The organism is Rhizobium sp. BR 249, from assembly GCF_047445895.1.
In the GTDB taxonomy this organism is placed as follows: domain Bacteria; phylum Pseudomonadota; class Alphaproteobacteria; order Rhizobiales; family Rhizobiaceae; genus Rhizobium.
Map to the genome: position 1 here is coordinate 133,376 of NZ_JARWKX010000007.1, position 21,487 is coordinate 154,862.

17 protein-coding genes are annotated in these 21,487 nt (G+C 61.7%); 2 read left to right on the forward strand and 15 right to left on the reverse strand.

What is annotated here, in order from left to right; translation table 11 throughout:
* Positions 1-3: 3 nt before the first annotated feature.
* The 5 genes from ubiA to QD408_RS09145 all read right to left on the reverse strand — a co-directional run bounded on the left by ubiA (position 4) and on the right by QD408_RS09145 (position 6,370).
* On the reverse strand, positions 4-963 hold the full coding sequence (ubiA, locus tag QD408_RS09125; RefSeq protein WP_414139121.1) for a 4-hydroxybenzoate octaprenyltransferase: 960 nt from the start codon (positions 961-963) through the stop codon (positions 4-6).
* 56 nt (positions 964-1,019) lie between these two features.
* On the reverse strand, positions 1,020-1,832 hold the full coding sequence (locus tag QD408_RS09130; RefSeq protein WP_414139080.1) for a MipA/OmpV family protein: 813 nt from the start codon (positions 1,830-1,832) through the stop codon (positions 1,020-1,022).
* A gap of 214 nt (positions 1,833-2,046) precedes the next feature.
* A complete protein-coding gene (locus tag QD408_RS09135; protein ID WP_414139081.1) occupies positions 2,047-2,628 on the reverse strand; it encodes a histidine phosphatase family protein in 582 nt (193 codons plus the stop codon).
* Between the two features lie 39 nt (positions 2,629-2,667).
* A complete protein-coding gene (locus QD408_RS09140; RefSeq protein WP_414139082.1) occupies positions 2,668-3,927 on the reverse strand; it encodes a class I SAM-dependent methyltransferase in 1,260 nt (419 codons plus the stop codon).
* A gap of 133 nt (positions 3,928-4,060) precedes the next feature.
* A complete protein-coding gene (locus QD408_RS09145; protein ID WP_414139083.1) occupies positions 4,061-6,370 on the reverse strand; it encodes a Tex family protein in 2,310 nt (769 codons plus the stop codon).
* Between the two features lie 214 nt (positions 6,371-6,584).
* Here QD408_RS09145 and glyS point away from each other — a divergent pair, with 214 nt between their 5' ends.
* Positions 6,585-8,699, forward strand: coding sequence for a glycine--tRNA ligase subunit beta (gene glyS, locus QD408_RS09150; protein ID WP_414139084.1), 2,115 nt, complete (start codon positions 6,585-6,587; stop codon positions 8,697-8,699).
* A 60-nt stretch (positions 8,700-8,759) separates the two neighbouring features.
* On the forward strand, positions 8,760-9,248 hold the full coding sequence (locus tag QD408_RS09155; RefSeq protein ID WP_414139085.1) for a DUF523 domain-containing protein: 489 nt from the start codon (positions 8,760-8,762) through the stop codon (positions 9,246-9,248).
* A 79-nt stretch (positions 9,249-9,327) separates the two neighbouring features.
* Here the strand turns inward: QD408_RS09155 and QD408_RS09160 are convergent, their stop codons facing one another.
* The 10 genes from QD408_RS09160 to QD408_RS09205 form a co-directional block, all read right to left on the reverse strand.
* Positions 9,328-11,151: a methyl-accepting chemotaxis protein gene (locus tag QD408_RS09160; protein ID WP_414139086.1), complete on the reverse strand. Its 1,824-nt coding sequence runs from the start codon at positions 11,149-11,151 to the stop codon at positions 9,328-9,330.
* Positions 11,152-11,545: 394 nt separating this feature from the next.
* Positions 11,546-12,007 (reverse strand): plant virulence effector HPE1-like domain-containing protein, encoded by a 462-nt coding sequence (locus QD408_RS09165; protein WP_414139087.1) that lies wholly within the window; start codon positions 12,005-12,007, stop codon positions 11,546-11,548.
* Positions 12,008-12,100: 93 nt separating this feature from the next.
* Complete coding sequence (gene purD / locus QD408_RS09170) at positions 12,101-13,384, reverse strand: phosphoribosylamine--glycine ligase (RefSeq protein WP_414139088.1); 1,284 nt, start codon at positions 13,382-13,384, stop codon at positions 12,101-12,103.
* Positions 13,385-13,449: 65 nt separating this feature from the next.
* A complete protein-coding gene (locus tag QD408_RS09175) occupies positions 13,450-15,384 on the reverse strand; it encodes a DUF2207 domain-containing protein (RefSeq protein ID WP_414139089.1) in 1,935 nt (644 codons plus the stop codon).
* A 37-nt stretch (positions 15,385-15,421) separates the two neighbouring features.
* Entirely contained in the window at positions 15,422-16,684 is a 1,263-nt protein-coding gene (gene aroA, locus QD408_RS09180) for a 3-phosphoshikimate 1-carboxyvinyltransferase (RefSeq protein ID WP_414139090.1), read from the reverse strand.
* Between the two features lie 91 nt (positions 16,685-16,775).
* Positions 16,776-17,327, reverse strand: coding sequence for a LemA family protein (locus QD408_RS09185; RefSeq protein ID WP_414139091.1), 552 nt, complete (start codon positions 17,325-17,327; stop codon positions 16,776-16,778).
* Positions 17,328-17,441: 114 nt separating this feature from the next.
* Positions 17,442-19,265: a DUF2207 family protein gene (locus tag QD408_RS09190; RefSeq protein WP_088680638.1), complete on the reverse strand. Its 1,824-nt coding sequence runs from the start codon at positions 19,263-19,265 to the stop codon at positions 17,442-17,444.
* A gap of 258 nt (positions 19,266-19,523) precedes the next feature.
* The gene (locus QD408_RS09195) at positions 19,524-20,075 is read right to left on the reverse strand and encodes an AAA family ATPase (RefSeq protein WP_088680637.1); all 552 of its coding nucleotides are present in this window, start codon (positions 20,073-20,075) and stop codon (positions 19,524-19,526) included.
* Positions 20,072-21,028, reverse strand: a complete 957-nt coding sequence (locus tag QD408_RS09200) for a glycine--tRNA ligase subunit alpha (protein ID WP_088680636.1) — start codon at positions 21,026-21,028, stop codon at positions 20,072-20,074. Before QD408_RS09200 ends, QD408_RS09195 begins: the two co-directional genes overlap by 4 nt.
* A 263-nt stretch (positions 21,029-21,291) precedes the next feature.
* Positions 21,292-21,483, reverse strand: a complete 192-nt coding sequence (locus tag QD408_RS09205) for a hypothetical protein (protein WP_088680635.1) — start codon at positions 21,481-21,483, stop codon at positions 21,292-21,294.
* Between the last annotated feature and the right edge of the window lie 4 nt (positions 21,484-21,487).

Below are 21,487 nucleotides of genomic sequence, written 5' to 3' on the forward strand. Positions count from 1 at the left end.
CATTCAGGGAATGGCAAACAGCAGCGAGACGAAAAGGCCGAAGAAGATGATCAGGCCGACGCGGTTGTTCGACTTGAAGAGCGCCAGGCATTGGGCAGGATCATCGATATCGAGCCGGACGATCTGCCAGGCGAACATGCCGGCGGCACCGATGAGCGCCAAGAAAGCGATGAGATTGGCGTCGCCGAGAAGGAAAGCGGCAAACATCAGCACCAGCGTCAGCCCGTAAAGGCCGATCAGCCAAAGCCTCGTCCTGTCGCCGAAGAGCCGGGCTGTGGAGCGCACGCCGATCAGTTCGTCGTCCTCCTTGTCCTGATGGGCGTAGATCGTATCGTAACCGATCGTCCACGCGACGGAGGCGGCATAAAGCAGGATCGCTGCGAAGGAGAGGCCGCCGGATATGCCGGCCCACCCCATCAGCGCGCCCCAGGAAAAGGCAAGCCCCAGGTAGAATTGGGGCCAGTCGGTGAAGCGTTTGGCGAAGGGGTAAAGCGCCACGATCCCCAGCGAGAGAACGCCGAGAAAGACGGTCAGCCAGTTGAACTGCAGCAGCACGAAAAGGCCGACAAGCGCCTGGAGGCCGATGAAAATCTTTGCGTGGGCGCGTGTGACACGGCCGGAAGGGAGCGGGCGCGAACGCGTACGCGCCACTTCCATGTCGATCTCGTGGTCGACCAGATCGTTGTAGGTGCAGCCGGCGCCGCGCATGGCGACCGCGCCGATGAAATAGAGGAAGAGATGGGAGACCAGCAGGCTGCCGGAATACCGTCCCTCACCGATCGCCGCATTGGCGGCCAGCGTGGCCGACCAGAAGCACGGCCACATCAGGAGCTGCCAGCCGATGGGCCGATCCCAGCGCGCGAGCTGCGCATAAGGCCAAAGCCATGGCGGCAGGATCTTGTAGACCCAGTTATCGGAAGGTGCGTCGGAGACGCGATCGTTGAAATGACCGGTATCTTGCATACCGCTCATCTAGCGGCGGGCCGGCGATCCGGTCAAGAAGCGATCGCGGCGGCGCATCACTGGAGCGAGAAATTGAACCTGTAGGTCGCCGAGACGCCGATCAGAACCTGGTTCTTCGAACCCCGCTCCCGTACGAGACTGCTGTCGGCGGCAGGACCGGCAAGCCGCTTATATTCGAGGAAGGAACTTGCCGACAGGTTTTCCGTCGCCTTCCATGTCAAAGCCGCACCGGCGCCGTAGGATTGGATGCCCGATGACGGCTTGTAGGGATCAAGGCCGCTTGCCGCAGCCTGCTTGGCGTTGACGCCGTAATAGGCATCGTAATAGCCGCTGGTGGCGAATGTCGCGCGCGGGCCGCCTGACAGTTGCAGGTCGGGCGCAATATCGGTGAAGGCATCGACGGCGAGATCGGCAACGACGCCATCATGCGAGCGGATGCCCTGGCGGACTTCGGCGCGGGCGCGCAGGAAATCGGTCGGGTAGACTTCGACGAAGCCGCCGGCTTCCGCACCCCATTTGACTTTCTTCATGCCCTTCAACTCATGGCCGTCGCCTTCATCGCGCGAGGGCACGAATTTGCCGACGATGCCGGCGCGGAAAGTGCCGTTGTCCATGAGGGCGAGAGACGGATTGTCATTGCGCGAGGAAAAGCGCGGCGCCGAGCCTTGCCGGCCGGCCGAGATCAGCGGGCTGAACCTGAATTCGTAACGCGACGAGCCCTCGAACTTCGGCGCGGAGAAGCCGGTGACGCCGACGCTCAGATACCAGTCGCCGGACCAGAAATGCTGGTCGCTTTCCTGCGCGGCGGCCGAACCAAAGGATGAAAAGGCAATAAGCAACGAAATCGATACGACTGATCGATGAGACACGTCCGCACTCCAGAAAAACGCAAAACAAAGCCGCGGAGGGCGGCGGTGGCTACATTTATCGTGAGGTCGTTACGCCAGTGTTAACCACGGTGAAACAAGGGCGCTCATGAAAGGCGTGCCGTGTGGCCCCTCATCCGCCCTACGGGCACCGACCGGGGCGAGCCACGGCCTATGCCATCAGTTGTAGAATTCAGCAAAACCCTTCCGCAGTTCCTTATCTCTGATTCCACCGGCGGATGACCGGTTCGGTTAAATCGTGCTCATAACCGAGCACGCTGATACCAGCGGTATCCAGCACGAAATGCGCGCCGCCCTCCGGTGGCAGGCCGAGCCAGCGGGCGGCGAGCACGCGCAGGAAATGCGAGCTCGAAAAGATCAGGATATTATCGGCCGCCTGGCGAAGCGCATGGATGACGGTGTCTGCGCGGGCGCCGACATCGGCGGCCGTTTCGCCGTTCGGGCAGCCGTCGCGAAAGAGCTGCCAACCGGGGCGGTCCGCAAGGATCGCCTTCGTGGTGACACCTTCATAAGCGCCGTAATCCCATTCGGCGAGATCCTCCCGGATCACGGCCCCTGCCCCGAATCCCGCAAGCGTGCAGGTCTTGCGGGCACGCCCGGAGGGGCTCGACCAGACGGCGGAGACGGAAAGTCCCGCCAGACGGTCGGCAAGCTTGCGGGCGGCGGCCTCGCCGTTCGCCGTCAGCGGAATATCGCTTCGCCCGGTGTGGCGCCCGGAAAGGCTCCATTCGGTTTCGCCGTGCCGGACCAGGTGGATCTCGGGAAATGCACTGCTCATCGGAATGTCCTTTCGTCAGCGGCGGCGTCTCTCCCCGGATCAGAACGTCACCTTCTCCAGCGGTGAGCGCGCCGCCTCGAACTGCTTCAGCTTCGCTTCATTCCCAGCGATGTAACTGCGATTGTCGGGAACCGTGAACTGGTTCTTGGCGATCTGAATCTGCAGGATGAAGAGCTCATCCCAGCGAAAGCCCATTTCGGAACCGGCCAGATAGAATTCCCACATGCGGAAGAACTGCTCGTCGTAAAGGGCCACCGCTTCGGCCTTGCGCGCCACGAAACGCTCGCGCCAATGGCGCAGCGTATAGGCATAGTGCATCGGCAGGATTTCAACATCCCTGACCAGCAACCCCGCCTTTTCAAGCGGCGGCAGAACCTCGCCGACCGAGGGAATGTAGCCGCCAGGGAAGATATATTTCTCGATGAAGGCGTTGGTGGCAAAGCTCGGCTTCGGGCGGGCGATCGAATGCAGGACCATGACGCCGTTATCGTCGAGCAGGTCCCACACCTTGCGGAAGAAATTGCCGTAATTGCCGATGCCGACATGTTCGAACATGCCGACCGAGACGATGCGGTCGAACTTCCTGCCGGTCATGCTGCGGTAATCCTGCAGCTCGAAACGCACGCGGTCGGTAAGGCCGCGCTTTTCGGCGCGGGTGCGGGAGACCTTGAGCTGTTCTTCGCTGAGCGTAATGCCGGTGAAATCAGATCCCTCCGCCGCCTCCGCCAGATACATGCCCATGCCGCCCCAGCCGGAACCGATCTCCAGGATGCGCTGGTTGGGCTCGAGCAGAAGCTTGGCGGCGATATGGCGTTTCTTGGCAAGCTGCGCCTCGTCGAGGCCGATGCCCGGCGGCTCGAAATAGGCGCAGGAATATTGCCAGTCCTCGTCGAGAAACAGGTCGAAGAGCTTGGCAGACAGGTCGTAGTGATGGGCGACGTTGTGCTTGTTGCGGTTGACGGGCATGCGGCTCTTCAGCTGCTGCAAGGCAATGCGCCCGACGAGGAGCGCGGCCATCTTGAAATCGAAGATCTCGTTGGTGGTGTTCTGCTTCACCAGCGACAGGAAATCATAGATATTGCCCTGTTCGAGAATGAACCGGCCTTGCATGTACATTTCGCCGAGCTTCAGCGTCGGGTCACGCCGGATGGCATCCTCCGCCTCCTGATCGGCAACGCGAGCGACAACCGTTTCACCGGTACCGTCGCCGATCGTGTGGGTTTCGCCATTGGCAAGGGTGAGTTTCAAGGACCCCTTGCGGATGATTTGCTGGATAATCGCTAGAAATGCCGACGCCATGGACGCCTCGCAAATGTGACAGGATGGTCACATCAACTTAATAAGTCTCCTTCGCCTTACAAGCGCGGGATTTAGCACTCCGTAAAGAACGCTGCCAAACTGTTGCATTTTTGCCCAAAAGCCCGTTAAGCCCTTATTTTCGCTTCATGGCTTCGGCAAGTGCCACGCCGAAAGCGCCCTGGCTTTCCTGCTTCGGGGCGGCGGGCCGGCGCTCGTTCTGCGGTCGCGAACCAGTATTTCCGCGAGAATCACCACGCGGCTGAGACGCTGAAGAACCATCGTCTCGCCGCATGGAGAGACCGATGCGCTTGCGCTTGGCGTCGACCTCGACGACCCGCACCTTGACGACGTCGCCCGCCTTGACGACCTCATGCGGATCTTTGACGAAGCGGTCGGCAAGTTGGGACACGTGCACCAGGCCATCCTGGTGCACGCCGATATCGACGAAAGCGCCGAAGGCGGCGACGTTGGTCACCGTGCCTTCCAGCACCATGCCGGGCTTCAGGTCGGAAATTTCGTTGATGCCCTCGGCGAAAGTCGCCGTCTTGAAGCTCGGGCGCGGGTCACGACCGGGCTTTTCCAGTTCCGAGATGATGTCCCTCACCGTCGGCAGACCGAATTTCTCGTCGATGAACTGACGCGGATCGATCGATTTCAGCACGGCGCTGCCGCCCATCAGCGCCCTGAGATCGCGGCCGCAGGCAGCAACGATCTTCTTGGCGACGCCATAGGCTTCCGGATGGACCGAAGAGGAATCGAGCGGCTCCTTGCCGTTGGGGATGCGCAGGAAGCCGGCGCACTGCTCGAAGGTGCGGCCGCCGAGCCGGGCGACCTTCAGGAGATCGCGACGCGTCTCGAAACGGCCCTCGCTGTCGCGGTGGCGGACGATCGCATCTGCGATCGACGGACCGAGGCCGGAGACGCGCGATAGCAGCGGCGCTGACGCCGTGTTGAGATCGACACCGACGGCATTCACCGCATCTTCCACGACGGCATCGAGCGAACGCGACAGCTTCTGCTGGTCAACGTCGTGCTGATACTGGCCGACGCCGATCGATTTCGGCTCGATCTTGACGAGTTCGGCCAAGGGATCTTGCAGACGCCGCGCGATGGAGACGGCGCCGCGCAAGGACACGTCGAGATCGGGGAATTCGGCGGCTGCAGTCGCCGAGGCGGAATAGACCGAAGCGCCCGCTTCAGAAACGATGACCTTGGTCGGCTTCGGGGCCGGAAGCTCGGCCAGCATGTCGGCCACCAGCTTTTCCGTTTCGCGGCTGCCGGTGCCGTTGCCGATCGAGATCAGCTCGACATTGTGCTTGCGGATCAGTGATGCGAGTTCGATCTGGGCTCCGCGCACATCGTTCCTCGGCTGGAAGGGATAGACGGTCGATGTCGCAACCACCTTGCCGGTGCCGTCGACGACGGCGACCTTGACGCCGGTGCGGATGCCGGGATCAAGCCCCATCGTCGCGCGCGAGCCGGCGGGTGCCGCCAGCAGCAGATCCTTGAGATTGCGGGCGAAGACATGGATCGCCTCCTCTTCGGCCCTTTCGCGCAGTTCGCGCATCAGGTCGAGCGAGAGCGACATGGAGAGCTTCACGCGCCAGGTCCAGCTTGCGACTTCCATCAGCCAACGATCGCCGGGACGGCTCGTGCCGATCTCGTAGGCGGCAGCGATCATGCGTTCGACGGGCTTGTTCGGCGAAAGGGTCTCGGCATCCGCTTCGATCGTCAGCGTCAGCACTTCCTCGTTCCAGCCGCGCAGCATGGCGAGCGCGCGATGGCCGGGGGCGGTCGCCCAGCGTTCGGAATGGTCGAAATAATCGGAAAACTTCTCGCCCGCCGCCTGCTTGCCGTCGACGACCTTGGCCTTCAAAAGCGCGGCCTGACGCATATGGGCACGCAGTTTTCCGAGAAGGTCGGCGTTTTCGGCAATGGCTTCGGCGATGATGTCACGCGCGCCTTCGAGCGCCGTCTTCACATCGGCCACATCAGCCGTGACGAAGCCCTCGGCGAGCACCGCCGGCTCTCGGCCGCGCTCGGCAAGGATCGCCTCGGCAAGCGGGCCAAGGCCGCGTTCCCGAGCGATCTCGGCGCGGGTGCGACGCTTCGGCTTATAGGGCAGATAGAGATCCTCGAGTTCGGCCTTGGTTGCGGCAGCAGCGACCTTGGCCATCAGCTCGTCGGTCATCTTGCCCTGGCCGGTGATCGATTCGACGATCGTGTCGCGCCGGGCTTCGAGCTCGCGCAGATAGACCAGCCGCTCGGCGAGATCGCGAAGCTGCGTGTCATCGAGCCCGCCCGTCACCTCCTTGCGGTAGCGGGCGATGAAAGGCACGGTAGCGCCTTCATCCAGCAACTCGATGGCGGCCTTGGCCTGATCGGGCCGGGCATTGATTTCGGCCGAGATACGGGCTGCGAGAAAGCGAAGATCAGCGGCCATGGGATTTCCTGTTCCGACGAAAGTTGCGGGACCATAGCGGCGAAAAACGGCAAGGCAATGCCCGACCGTGGTTTCCACAGCGGAAGTTGATGGATTGGGTGTCCCCGCCCCATCACCCGCTTCCGTTTTTGCGGTTGTGCAGATGCGGCATTCTTTGATAGCAGAAGCAACGTTTTTGGATCGCCCTGCCCGCGGGCGCAAGGAAAAGAGTGACATGCCAAACCTTCTTCTCGAACTCCGCTCCGAAGAGATTCCGGCCCGCATGCAGCGCAAGGCTGCCGGCGACCTGAAGAAGCTCGTCACCGATGCGCTTGTCGAAGCGGGTCTGTCCTATGAAGGCGCGCGCGAATATTGGACGCCGCGCCGGCTTGCGCTCGACATCCACGGCCTGACGGCGCGCTCGGCCGATGTGCGCGAGGAGCGCAAGGGACCGCGCACCGACGCCAACGAAAAGGCGATCGAGGGGTTCCTGCGCGGCGCTGGCCTTTCCTCGGTCGCCGAGGCGCAGGTGGTGAGCGATCCGAAGAAGGGCGATTTCTACGTCGCGGTCATCTCCAAGCCTGGCCGCGCGGCCGAAGAGATCATCGCCGAGGTGATGCCCGGCATCATCCGCGATTTTCCCTGGCCGAAATCCATGCGCTGGGGCAAGGCTTCCTCCAAGCCCGGCGCCTTGCGCTGGGTGCGGCCGCTGCAGTCGATCGTCTGCACCTTCGGCCCTGAGCATGAAGAGACGGTCGTCATTCCCTTCGAGATCGACGGCATCACCGCCTCCAACATCACCTACGGCCACCGCTTCCATGCGCCCGAGGCCATCACCGTCCGGCGCTTCGACGACTACGTCGCAAACCTCGAAAAGGCGAAGGTGATCCTCGACGCCGAGCGGCGCAAGGACATCATCCTGCACGACGCCCGCGACATCGCCTTTGCCAACGGGCTCGAACTGGTGGAGGACGAAGGCCTGCTGGAGGAAGTCTCCGGCCTCGTCGAATGGCCGCAGGTGCTGATGGGCAGCTTCGAAGAGGATTACCTCTCGATCCCATCAGAGATCATCCGCCTCACCATCAAAACCAACCAGAAGTGCTTCGTCACCCGCAGGCAGGGCGAGGAAACGCTGTCCAACAAGTTCATCCTCATCTCCAACATCCAGGCAACGGATGGCGGCAAGGAAATCATTCACGGCAACGGCAAGGTCGTGCGCGCCCGCCTTTCGGACGCGCTGCATTTCTGGAAGCGCGACCAGGGCAACCTGCCGGATCTCGAGACGCTGGAAGCTTCGGCCAAAAAAATCGGCCTCGACCTGAAGAAGCCGCTCGATCAGCGCATGGCCAAGCTCGACGCGCTCGATGTGACCTTCCATGCCAAGCTTGGCACGCAGGGCGCGCGCGTCGCCCGCATTCGGGCGCTGGCATCGGAGCTCGCTGATATCACCGGCGCGGACACGGCTCTCGTCGATCGTGCCGCCGTTCTGGCCAAAGCCGACCTGCGCACCGAAGCCGTGGGAGAATTCCCGGAACTGCAGGGGTTGATGGGTCGCAAATATGCGGTACTGCAGGGCGAGAATGCCTCCGTTGCCGCCGCCATCGAGGATCACTACAAGCCGCAAGGCCCATCGGACCGTGTGCCGGAGGACAAGGTGGCGATCACGGTCGCTCTTGCGGACAAGCTCGATACGCTGATCGGCTTCTGGGCGATCGATGAAAAGCCGACAGGCTCGAAAGATCCCTTCGCCCTGCGCCGCGCCGCGCTCGGTGTCGTCCGAATCCTGCTGGAGCGCAGGGTTCGCCTGCCGCTCCTGGCGACATCAAAGGACTCCGATCTCCTCTCCTTCTTCCACGACCGCCTCAAGGTCTATCTGCGCGATCAGGGCGCCCGTCACGATCTCATCGACGCCGTGCTGACGCCTGAAGCCGACGACCTCTTGATGGTGGCGCGCCGCGTCGAAGCGCTGACGGCCTTCATCACGTCTGAAGACGGCAAGAACCTGCTCGCCGGCACCAAGCGCGCCACCCAGTTGCTCGCCGCCGAGGAAAAGAAGGGCACCGTGATCGCCGACGGCGTTTCGGCAGCGCTCTTCAAGCTCGATGCCGAAAGAGAGCTGTTCGCCGCGATATCGAGCGCATCGAAGGATGCGGCGGATGCCGTCGCCGGAGAGGATTTCCGATCGGCAATGGCAGCGCTTTCCAAGCTGCGCGGCCCGGTCGACCGCTTCTTCGAAGACGTTCTCGTCAACGACGAGGACGCCGCGATCCGCGCCAACCGCCTCGCTATGCTGCGGCTGATCCGCGAAGCGACGGGAACGGTTGCTGATTTCTCGAAGATCTCGGGCTGAGTGAGAATGAGTACCATCGGCGGCCTGGCATTGCGGCCGCCGAGGCGCTATTCATCACGCATGCAAAACAGAATTCTCGTCAGTGCCTGTCTCATGGGTCAGGCCGTCCGGTATGACGGGCGAGCGAAGCCGTTGCTTCATCCGGCAATCGAGAGATGGCGGGCCGAAGGGCGGCTGGTGACGATCTGTCCGGAGATGTCGGCGGGCATGCAGGTGCCGCGACCGCCGGCGGAGATTGCAAACGGCGCGACCGGTAAGGACGTGCTGGCCGCCAGGGCGCGGGTCGTCGAGCTGACGGGCGCCGACGTGACGGAGGAGTTCCTGCGGGCGGCGGAAAACGCCGTGGCGCTCGCACGGCAAACCGGCTGCCGCTATGCGCTGCTCATCGACGGCAGCCCGTCCTGCGGGTCCGGATTCATCTATGACGGCACATTTTCCGGCCGCAAGCAGGCCGGCAACGGTGTGACGGCGGCGGCGCTGAAAGCGGCCGGCGTCGAGGTGTTTTCCGATCGGGAGATCGAGCGACTGATCGACCGTATCGCGCAATAGGCCTTCAAATGACACGGCCGCCGGAAAAACCGACGGCCGCTAAGATTTGGGTACTGAAAACTCTGATTGTCAGCGCCGTTTAAGCGGCACGGCGACCTTGATTGACGACCGAGGCAACGTTTTCACCACTGACGCGGAAGCCGCGGATGAGGCCGATCAGCTCGTCGGTATCGCTGGCCAGCGTTTCGGCCGATGCCGTGGTCTCCTCGGCCATGGCCGCGTTCTGTTGGGTGGCGGCGTCTAGCTGGTTCACCGACGACGAGATCGAGCGCAGCGTCGTGTCCTGTTCGGAGGCGCTGTGGGCGATCTTGGCGACGATCTCGTTGGCGGCCTTGATCTGGTCGGAGATGCGCTTCAAGGCTTCGCCCGCCTCGCCGACCAGGCGGACGCCGTGATCCACCTGGGTGGAGGAGCGGGCGATCTGGTCCTTGATTTCCTTGGCCGCGGCGGCGGAACGCTGGGCGAGTTCGCGCACTTCCTGGGCGACGACCGCAAAACCCTTGCCGGATTCGCCGGCGCGGGCCGCCTCGACGCCGGCATTCAGCGCAAGCAGGTTGGTCTGGAAGGCGATTTCGTCGATGACGCCGATGATCTTTGATATCTCCGAGGACGATTTCTCGATGCCGCTCATCGCCTCGATCGCCTGGCCGACGATCGCGTCGCTGTGGGTTGCCTCGGTACTGACGGAATGGACGCGCTTGCTCGCCTCGTGAGCGCCATCGGCCGTCTGGCGGACGGCGACGGTGAGTTCGTCGAGCGCAGCCGAGGCTTCCTCAAGGCTCGCGGCCTGGCGCTCGGTGCGCTGCGACAGCTCATTGGAGGCGCGGCGGATCTCTTCCTTGCTGGTGCCGATATCGCTGCCCTTGGCGCTGACCTTGGCCATCGCTGCTTCGAGATGCGACAGCGCCTCGTTGAAGTTGTCGCGAAGGGCGGCATATTTCTGGCCGAGATCGGCGCAGCGGACGGTAAGATCGCCGCGGGCGATCATCTCCAGCGCCTGGCCGATCGTCGCCACCACGCGGGCCTGGAGCGCTGTCTCGTCCTGCTGCTGACGCTGATTGTTTTCACGCTCGTTTTCCAGAGCCAACTGCTGGGCCGCTTCGCGATCCGACATCGCATGGCGCTCCCTGATCTTTTCCTGCAGCGACTGCGTCGCCTTCGCCATCATGCCGACTTCGTTGTTCATGCCGGTATGCGGGATAGCGATGGAAACGTCCTCTTGGGAGACGGCCTTCAAGGCGGCATGAACGTTGTTGAGAGGTCCCGATATGCCGCGGATGACGACGTAGGCGGCCGCCATGGCGAGGAAGAACAGAATGATGCTGCCGGAGAGAGCGGTCAGGATCGTGCTGTTCACCTGCGCATCGAGATCATCCATGTAGACGCCGGTGACGACGACGACCTTCCAGGGCTCGAAAGCCTGGCCATAGGCGGTCTTGCGGTAATCGCCGGCCGGCTGTCCCGGTTTGCTGGTGGAATAAAATTCGACGAGACCGCCGCCCTGCTGTCCGAGCTTGACCAGCTCTTCGCGATAGAGCTTGCCCTTGCTGTCCGGCTGCCCCTTCAGGTTTTGCCCAACCTTCGAGGCATCGTAGTGGAACAACATCTGGACGTCGTAGCTATAGCCGAAGAAATAACCGTCCGGATCGTATTTCATCCCGTTGACGGTGGTGTAGGCCTGCTTCTGGGCATCCTCGAGCGTCATTTCGCCGGCGGTTACCTTGGCCTGGTAGAGTTTGAGAACGGAAACCGCCGACTGAACCTCGGCGCGGAGCATGTCGTAACGCTCCTTGTAAATCGCATCGACCGAGGAGCGGATCTGCAGGGAGGTGGCGATCGCAAACGCCGCCATCAAGCCGACGACCAGCAATATGAGCTGCTTCGATATCTTCAAATTCTTCATGTTGCCTCGCAACGGGAAAGGGAAGGTACATTCCGGCGCGGTCTTCTACCGCCTGTGCGAGCGCGCCGAACGGGACGACGCCTCTACCGCTGCTGAAACAACATGCTGCGACCGGCGAGTAACAATTGATGCGTACTTTATAAAAAAGCTTTAACTTTATTAAACTCGACGTGAGTTTCCCTAAAAATCAAGGGATGCCGTTACCTGGCATGGCGTGTGATTGCGCATCACTTCTTTTGGATGTCGGAGCGTCTGGAACATCAAAGCAGGAATGCACCCCCGCTTCTCTTCGAGGGTGCATCCGGTCCACCGTGGTGGAACCCCAACGATCGAAACCTTGATCGGGCAGGGGCAGGGAACTTTTGTTTGCGCGGGAAAGCCGCTTCAAACGTCCTTAGAAACGCAGGTTGAATTCGGAGACGTCGAGAGACTTCGGCTGTTGCGCCATGCCGGCCGACACGGGCTTCGCATCGCCGCCGATCACCGCCGCGGTCTTCGCGGTCATGTCGATTCCGTCGGCAGACGGAGCGGAAGGCTCGGCCGCAGCCAAGGCTTCAGGGGTTGCCTTGCTGACGAAGAGGACGGGCGAACCGCCCATCCAGCCTTCGGTGCGATAGATCTTCTTCTCGCCGCCGACATCACGGATCTCGCTTGCCTGCACCGCACCGGGCTTCAGCTCCGGCACCGTGTAATCCTTCTTGGTCACGTCGGCCTGGAGCGGCGGGCAATTGGCGCAGGATTCGGTGAGGATGCTGCCGTCAGCACGCGGGGGGGCCGCGCCGATCACCTCTATCGAGGATGCCATCGCCGAGCCTGCCATCAGCAGGATTGCCGCACCGAGGAAAATCTGACGCATCAAGGCTACTCCGTCTCACAATAGGAGCAGAATAACGCAGCTTTGTTTCCATCCCGTCAGGGGAAAAGGTAAAAGTTTAAAGAAGATGGCGGTTTATGCGATATCCGAAGCCGTTTCGCGCTCGATCGCGCGCCAGCCGATGTCGCGCCGGCAGAAGCCGTTTTCCCACCGAACCCTGTCGAGCAGGGCGTAGGCGCGGTCCTTCGCCTCGGCAACCGTGCCGCCTGACGCCGTGACGTTGAGCACGCGGCCACCGGTCGCGACCAGCACGCCGTCCTTCAGACCCGTGCCGGCATGAAACACCTTCTCGCGCTCGCCCGCCTCGGGCAGGGATTGGATCGGGGTGTTTTTCTCATAGGCGCCGGGATAACCCTTGGAGGCCATGACCACCGTCAGGGCCGGATCGTCGCTCCATTCGGCGGTGGCCTGATCGAGCGTACCGTTGGCAGTGGCAAGCAGCAGCGGCAGGAGATCGCTCTGCAGCCGCATCATCATCACCTGGCATTCGGGATCGCCGAAGCGGACATTGTATTCGATGAGTTCCGGCCCCTTCTTGGTGATCATCAGCCCGGCAAAAAAGACGCCGGAGAAGGGATGACCGCTCTCCGCCATGCCGCGGATCGTCGGCTCGATGATCTCCTTCATCGTGCGCTCGACCATTTCGGCCGTCATGACGGGCGCCGGCGAATAGGCGCCCATGCCGCCGGTATTGACGCCGGTATCGCCCTCGCCCACCCGCTTGTGATCCTGGGCGGTTGCGAGCGGCAGCGCATTTTTTCCGTCGCAGAGGCAGAAGAAGCTCGCCTCTTCGCCATCGAGATAGGCTTCGACGACGACTTCGGCGCCGGCCGCGCCAAAGGCGCCCTCGAAGCAGTCGTCGACGGCATCGAGCGCCTCATCCAGCGTCATCGCGACCGTCACGCCCTTGCCGGCGGCAAGACCGTCGGCCTTGACGACGATCGGCGCGCCCTGGGCACGAATATAGGCTTTCGCCTTCGGCGCGTTGTTGAAGCGCTGATAGGCGCCCGTGGGAATGCCGTAGCGGGCGCAGATATCCTTGGTGAAGCCCTTGGAACCCTCGAGCTGGGCGGCGCCGGCCGAGGGACCGAAGACCGAAAGGCCATCGGCGCGCAGCCGGTCGGCGAGGCCGGCGACGAGCGGCGCCTCGGGGCCGACGACGACGAAATCGATCGCCTTCTCCCGGCAGAAGGCGGCGACAGCTTCGTGATCCTCGATGTTCAGAGGCGCAAGCACGGCATGTTCGGCAATGCCGGGATTGCCGGGGGCGGCATAGAATTCGCTCATCAACGGCGATTGCCCCAGCTTCCAGGCGAGCGCATGCTCGCGCCCGCCCGATCCGATCAACAGAACCTTCATGCGCCACCCTTTCCTTTTGCCTCTGGCGGTTAAGGGCCAAGGCCCGAAAGGTCAAGCGGGAAAGCTTACCAGCCTCCGCCTCCACCACCGCCGCCCCCTCCGCCGGACGAACCGCCACCGGAAAAACCGGAGGATGAGCTCGATGGCGGCGGCGAGGGAATCGTCGAGGCAATGGTCGAGGCCATCGAGGAGGAAAAGCCGCCGACACGATCGGAAAAGCTGTCGCCATCAAAATTGCCGGAGTACCAGGACGGCGCATAGGCCGCGGCCGCACCGGCAGCAGCTGCCGCAAGCCAGGTTTCGAAGGTGCGCGACCAGGGCTTTTCGACACCGAGCGCCACCGCATAGGGCAGCAGTATCTCGAAATGCTGCGGCGACATGGCAGGTGCGCCCGCCATGTTCATGCGGTCCTTCTCGGCCAGCGTCAGATATTGGCGCAGCCCGTCAATGCCGTCCATCATCCTGGCGCCGAGCGGGGTCGGCGCGCCCATGATGAAGAAATAAAGGATGTTGAGCAGCACGATGCCGCCGACGGCAAACAGCATCGGCGTTTCGTGCAGTTCCACCAGCGAGGAGGCGAGCGCGAGAACCATGGCCGCCAGGATGCTGATGCCGACGAAAACGCCGATCGCTGCGGCGATGACCGCCATGATCTTGCCGAACAGCGACGCGCCATGATGCAGCGACTTGACCAGGCCGGCGGCGAAGACGGCGACAAAGACCGAGATGGCGATCGGGATCAGCATCAGCGCGATCGTGTCCGGCTCCAGCGAGCCATAAACGAACAGCACCACCAGGGCGGCAGCGCTCAGCGCGATGCCGCCGGTGGTATAGCCGAGGTTCGAATTGTAATATTTGCCGCGATGTTCCTTCTCGATCGCCGAGCGGAAGTTCTGGCCGACGGATTTCACCCGCTCGCCATTCGCCTTGTCGATCCTCAGCGTCGCGCCCGCGCCACCGGCGACCTTCAGCAATTCGGCTTCGCCGGCCTGGAATTTCTCCTGGCCGAGCGGCTTGCCGGTGCCGCGGATGATGATCGAATCCTTGAGGTCGTCGAGCTTGACGTAACCGCGGACGGCAAGATTGAGCGCGCTTGATGCAAGCGCCGTCCATCCTCCACGGGAGAAGCCCTTATTGTCGATGTAGTTGACCAGCGCCGGCGAGATGCCGTCGGGCGCGTCCCAGCGCGGTACGACGACGCCACGGGCAGGATCGCGACCGACCTTCAGCCATGATCGGAGATAATAGGCGAAAACCAGGATCAGGCCGCCGAAACCGATGAAATAGTTGCGGTTGTCCTTCAGCCACCAGGAGCTTTCCATGTCCGCGCTCGGCGAATCGATCGAACCTTTCGGCATGCGGATCGCGAAGGTCAGGCCCTCATTGGCATCAAGCGGCGCGGTCGTGGAAAATACAAGGCCGGCGCCTGTTTCGCTGACACGGGCATTCTTCTCGGTCGCATCCTGCGGGCCAGTGAAGAAGGTCGTCTCGGTGGCAGCGACACCCGGCGGCAGCTTCACCGTGGCCATGGCAGAGCGGATCGGGAAGATCCAGCCGTTGCCGGTGACATTCCAATAGAGTTCATCGTGATCGTCGAAATAGCGGATCTGTCGGTTGGTCCGGTAGGTGAAGACATAGCGGTGGCGGCCCGGCGTCACCGTCACGTCGGCCGAGCCGGCATAGATGCGGATGCCGCCTGTAATCGACTCGGTATGCCAAGGCTCGTTTTCACCGTCGCGCTCGACCGACACCACGTCGAAATCGACGCTGCGGCGGCGGCCTCCGGCATCGGTGAAATAGAGCGGGAAGTCACGGAAGATGCCGTGATTGATCCGGTTGCCCTCGGCATTGACAGTGATGGTTTCCGCCACCGTCATCGCGCCGCTCTTTTCGAGCGTAATGTCGGAGGCGAAACTGTCGATGACCTCGGCGGCGAAGGCCGCCGGTGCGGCGAGCATCAGGAGCAGCGCCAGGCAAAATCCGAAAAACCGACGCTCCATCCCTGTCTCCCGCCGGCAGCCTTGGCCGCGCCTTGCCTCAATTCTTGTCGCGATATGCCACGCCGAGGGCGGCGAGTGTCCGCCAATAGGCGGGGAAGGTCTTGCCGACGCAATCGGGATCGAGAATCGTGATGCCCTCGATCTTGAGGCCGGCGAGCGCAAAGCTCATGGCGATGCGGTGATCGGCAAAGGTATCGATCTCGGCCGGCAGCGTCTGACCAGCGAGAGCGGGGTCGGAATGAACGATCAGATCGTCACCCTCCTCGACGGCCAGGCCTTCCCGGATGTTGTTGAGCCCCGTGGAAAGGGCGCGGATGCGGTCGCATTCCTTGACGCGCAGATTGGCGATCCCGACGAAGCGGACCGGCGTTTCGTTGAAGGCGGCAAGCACAGCGATCGTCGGAACGGCATCCTGCATCTGCGAGCCATCGATTTCAGCCGGCAGATGCGGAAATTTGGCGATGGTTTCGTAAGCCTTTGCGTCCGGCTGGGTGAAGGCCTCATTCGGCACGCCGAGATCGATCTTGCCGCCGCTCAGCACTTCGGCCGCCCAGAGATAAGTCGCGGCGGATGCATCCGGCTCGATGACGAAATCGGCGGCGTGGTAGCCGGTCGGCTCGACGCGCCAGGTGACGGGACTGGTCTTTTCGACCCTGGCGCCGAAGGCCTTCATCGCCGCCGTGGTGAGATCGATATAGCCGAGCGCGCCGATATCCTCGCCGACGAGTTCGATGTCGACCGGGCGATCGCCGCCGGCCGCCATCATCAGCAGCGCCGAAACATATTGGCTGGACAGCCCGCCATCGATCAGGATTCGGTCGGCCTCAAAGCGGCCGGTGCCTCTGACAGTGACCGGCGGGCAGCCTGTCTCGGCTGTTACGTCGATGCCGAGCGTGCGCATCGCCTCGACCAGCGGGCCGATCGGGCGCTTGCGCATATGTTCATCGCCGTCGACGACGACGGTGCCGTCGACCAGGGCGGCGGCCGCCGTCAGGAAGCGTGTCGCCGTGCCCGCATTGCCGAGGAAGAGCGGTGCTTTCGGAGGCTGGAGCTTGCCGCTGCCGGTGACGACGAAGGTGGTGTCGTCGGGCTCGTCGATCGCAACACCCATCGCACGCAGCGCATCGGCCATATAACGCGTATCGTCGCTCTTCAGCGCGCCGGTCAGCCGGCTCGTGCCCTTGGCAAGGCCGGCGAGCAGCAAAGCGCGATTGGTGATCGACTTGGAACCCGGCGGCATGGCGCGGCCCGAAAGCGGCCCGCCCGGCGGAATGATCGTGAGTTTGGCTATGCGTGTCATGCTGTTCTTCCGTCCATGGGCGAGCCTAAAAACGCGTCGCAATCTGCCCTTGCTCTTAACCGCTTTCTTGCAAAGGCAAAATGCCGGATCGTCAGAATTTCACGCTGGGGACGGCGCGATCGGCCTCGTTGGTGATTTCGAAATAGTCCCGCTTGGCAAAACCGAACTGGCCTGCGACGAGATTGGAAGGGAAGCTCTCGACCTTGACGTTCAGGTCGCGCGCAGCGCCATTGTAATAACGCCGCGCCATCTGCAGTTCGCCTTCCATGGTTTCGAGCGAAGCCTGGAGTTCGGCGAAGTTCTGGTTCGCCTTGAGGTCCGGGTAGGCCTCGGCAAGCGCAATGACCCGGCCGAGCGCCTGGCCAAGCAGGCCCTCCGCCTGCGCCCTGCCCGCGACATCGCCCGATGGCAAGGCCTGCGCCTTGTTGCGGAGCGAAACGACCTCTTCCAGCGTCGACTTTTCGTGGGCGGCGTAGCCCTTGACCGTCTCGATCAGGTTCGGGATCAGATCGGCGCGCCGCTTCAGCTGGACATCGATACCCGACCAGGCTTCCTCCGCCATCTGCCGGGAGCGAACCAGGCCGTTGTAGATGAAGACGATGTAAAACGCGATGACCGCGATAATAGCGAGTATCACATACATGCAGATAAGCTCCCCGATTTGATGATCGCACGTTAGTGATTCCGCAGGCCAAAGTCATCTTGGCGCAGCCGTTCTTCGGTCGATTTCGATGAGACTCTTTATGTCGCCGTCCCTTTAAGAACTGCTCCGCCAATCCGGAGCATAGGTCTCCATCTTTTCGCTTTCTCGCCACAGATTGAAGCGCTCGGTCCAGCGTTGTTCGAGGTTAAGGGCAACTGCGAAAGGAAGGTAGTGTTCATAGCATTCCACCGACATTGCCGGACCTTCGATTTCTCCGAGGAAATAGCGATTCAAAATGAGAATGTTATTGTGAATCTTCCGCTGCTTCGGCGTGAGCAAGCGCAGCATCGCCAGAACAGTCACAATGCCGGCGATATCCAATAAAATCGCCATCAGATATGGCCACTGTTCGCTGATAATCTCAGTCGTACCGATATAGTAAAGTGCAAAACTCAACATGGCCGGAAAACCCACAAGCAGAGCCATTGCCTGCTTGAATTGCTCGAAGCTGCCAGCTGCTCCGGGAAACCGCTCCGGGTGGCGGAACATCGTCACAGCCACGAAAACAATCAATAATACCCCGCAGATAGCTCCGGAAAAGATCAAGAGGCCCGAGAAATACGCGACAGCAACGCCAAGAGCCAGAATGCTGGTTGCAGTCGCAAGCCGTGCTCGATCTACGCCGCCTCTGGCTTTCCAATATTCCTCAGCGACCAACTGGCGTAAGTGAGGTTCGAAACCATACAGGGCATTTACGACCGTCCGCCGGTCATTGACAGGCCGCTCCCCTTCAATTCGGCCAAAAACCGAACGCGTCACCGCTGGAAGACCATACCATCTGGCGCGCTCCACCTTGCCTTTCTTGCGCACCTGCCTGGCAGACAAATCCGAAGCTTCGCATTCCTCGCCAAGGCTGGAAAGGCGAAGCAATCTCTTCATTGCGAGATGACAGGCAGACGCCATGAAGGCTGGCTTTGCGGCATCCGGCTTCCAGTTCGAAAACAGATAGGCCGCCAAAGCAGGCGATGTGCTCTCGCTCTTCTTGCTATCGACAGCAATTAAAGGTGCGGGCAATCGCCAGCCCTGCCCCAATCGAGTGAGGACAAACAGACCAGCGATAAGCGGCCCCAAAATGCTTATGAATGGGAGAAAGTGATCGGAGAGCCACCACTGTACCCGCTCGCCGCTCGTTATGGTCAAAAAGGTCCCTACGGGATATTCGATCTCGATGTCGGGTAGGACCCTATCCCCTTTACCTGCTGGAATAGACACCAAGATCTCATTCGATGCGCTCCGCATGATATCATAGGCCACCTCCTGACCCTGTTGCGAAGGCCGTACCGTTCCGCCCGGCGGCAGCTTCAGAGTAAGCGTTTTCTTGGCACCCTGGCCATGGACGCGGCCCATATAGGCCGGCAGGAAGAGAACCTCGCGATCACTTTCGTGACGAACCAAGCGGCCGAGCCAATAAGCGATCTGGATCTTTGTAACACCCGTCGGCAGGTCTGAAGAGCAGCCTTTGCAGTGCTCATTTCCGATATAGATCGAGTGGCCCGGCACATTGTTTTCTTTGAAATAATATTCGTCTTGCCCATCACGCCCGGCTGCGGCCAGTTCGAAATCTCGCCAGTGAACACCACCTGACACATCCTTGAAACGTTCAGGGATATCAACGTAAACGCCGCCGTAATTTCGCGCCTTTTTGACCAAGATATCGAAGTTTTCCAACACAAAGGCAGTGCCATCGGTATAGACTTCGATCGTACTGTTTGCCGACTGGACCGTGAACTCCTGGTCGAAATTGCTGCACGAAGTCAGAACAGCCAGCATGACGCATAAGATCGGCCATGACAAAAGGCGCAACATCCCGGGGCCGGCATTCTCATATGAAAATTTAAAGTAAAGAAAACCGCTCTTCAAAAGAGATACCAAAGCCATAACTGATCGCAGCACCCGACAAGACTATGTGGGTGCGGTTTGTGCAATACAAAAGATGCGTAGCGCCGGAAGCGACCGAATTTTTCGAGACGGCTCTTACGCCGCCACGCTCTTCAGATTGACGGCGCCAGCATCGGTCAGCAGCAAGCTGTCGCGGTCGGTGCGATCAAAACGATGACGCCGAGCGCAACATCCATCGATAATCCCCTGCAACGAAGTAATGTTTGCGCAAAGACTACGCAGGATACCCGGCTGTCGTCAAACACCGATATGCGCGAGAATTCGGTCCGCCGTCCGCTCCGGCGAAAGGTCCGTCGTATCGATTTCGACTGTGTGTTCGACCAGTCCGCGTAACAGTCTATAGTTTGCCCGGAGTTGTTGCAGCTTCGCCGTATCCGTCAGCTTGAGCGCCTCGGATCGGCCGGGAGAGATGAGGCGCCTGGCATTCTCCTCCGGCGCGCAATCGAGGAGAACCGCGACCAGATCCGCGCCTCTGGCCGCAGCCAGATCGAGATACCAGGAGAACATCGCGCTATCATGCTCGTCATCCGAAAGAGCATCGGTAAAGACGAAACTTTCAGCCGGATCGGCGTGTACGGCATGGTCGAAAACCGCTCGCCGAATCTGCCCGCGCAGTGATCCATGCAGAGGGTTGCTGCGGGCGAAAAGGGCTTCGGCTGGATTAAGCAGCGTGTGATTATCGATGAGCCGCGCGTCGAGCCTTTTTGCCAGCAAACGGCCGACGGTCAGTTTCCCAGTGCCTGGCCAGCCGTTGATATGGACAATACGGCTGGCAAGTTTTTGCGTCATGCCGCCTCGTTCGAGAGGTTCACGCCCCCGGCGTCGGTCAGCAGGAAAGCTTCGCCGCAGGCTTTGGCGAGCGTGCGCACGCGCAGGATGTAGCTCTGGCGCTCAGTAACCGAGATCACGCCGCGGGCATCGAGCAGGTTGAAGACGTGGCTTGCCTTGATGCACTGGTCATAGGCGGGGAAGACGCATTTGTGCAGGCGCTGGTTGGCGTTGTCGCCGGGGGCGCCGGCGTCGAGCAGCGCCCGGCATTCCTTCTCGGCATCGACGAAGTGGCGATGCAGCATCTCTGTGTTGGCGAATTCGAAATTGTGGCGCGAATATTCCTGCTCGGCCTGCAGAAAGACGTCGCCGTAGCTGATCTTCTCATCGCCCTCGCGGCCGTTGAAATTCAGGTCGTAGACATTGTCGACGCCCTGGACATACATGGCGAGGCGTTCGAGACCATAGGTCAGTTCGCCCGCGACCGGCGAGCATTCGATGCCGCAGACCTGCTGGAAATAGGTGAACTGCGACACTTCCATGCCGTCGCACCAGCATTCCCAGCCGAGGCCCCATGCGCCGAGCGTCGGGCTTTCCCAATCGTCCTCGACGAAACGGATGTCGTGCAGCAGCGGATCGAGACCGATCGCAGCCAGCGAGCCGAGATAGAGCTCCTGCAGGTTAGGCGGATTGGGCTTCAGGATGACCTGGTACTGGTAATAATGCTGCAGCCGGTTCGGGTTTTCGCCATAGCGGCCATCCGACGGGCGGCGGGAGGGCTGGACGTAAGCGGCCTTCCAGGGCTTGGGGCCGAGGGCGCGCAAAGTCGTGGCCGGGTGGAAGGTGCCCGCGCCGACTTCCATGTCGTAGGGCTGCAGCACCGCGCAACCCTTGTCCGCCCAGTAGCTATGCAGGGTCAGGATCAGCGCCTGGAAAGAGCGCTTCGGGTTCATATGGTCGGGGAGAGCTGACATGGGATGGCACCGCTGGCTTGGGAATTATCGGCGCGACAGGTGCCATGGAGGGCGGCAGGGGTCAAGGGTTTTGCGGCGGGCGGGAGATTCAAGACCCCTCCCCAACCCCTCCCCACAAGGGGGAGGGACTAATCCGGAGCGCCCGCCTCGCTCCTCCCGAAACGTCGAATATCTGGAAAGGGGTTCGGCAGGTTAAGCCCCTCCCCCTTGTGGGGAGGGGTTGGGGAGGGGTCTTGGATGCATTTTAATTCGTGCTCTTGATTTTATTCCTCCTCCCGCTTCAGCCGGTATTCCCCTGTCGCCGGGTCCTTGACCAGCGTGCCGACCGCGCCGGTCTGGCGCTCCTTTTCAGCGCGGCGCGATTTTTCGGCGAGCCTGCGGGCGTCGGAGACGAAGCGGCGGTAGAGCCACCAGGCTGAGAAGACCAGGATCAGGATGGTGATAAGTTGCGGCATGCCC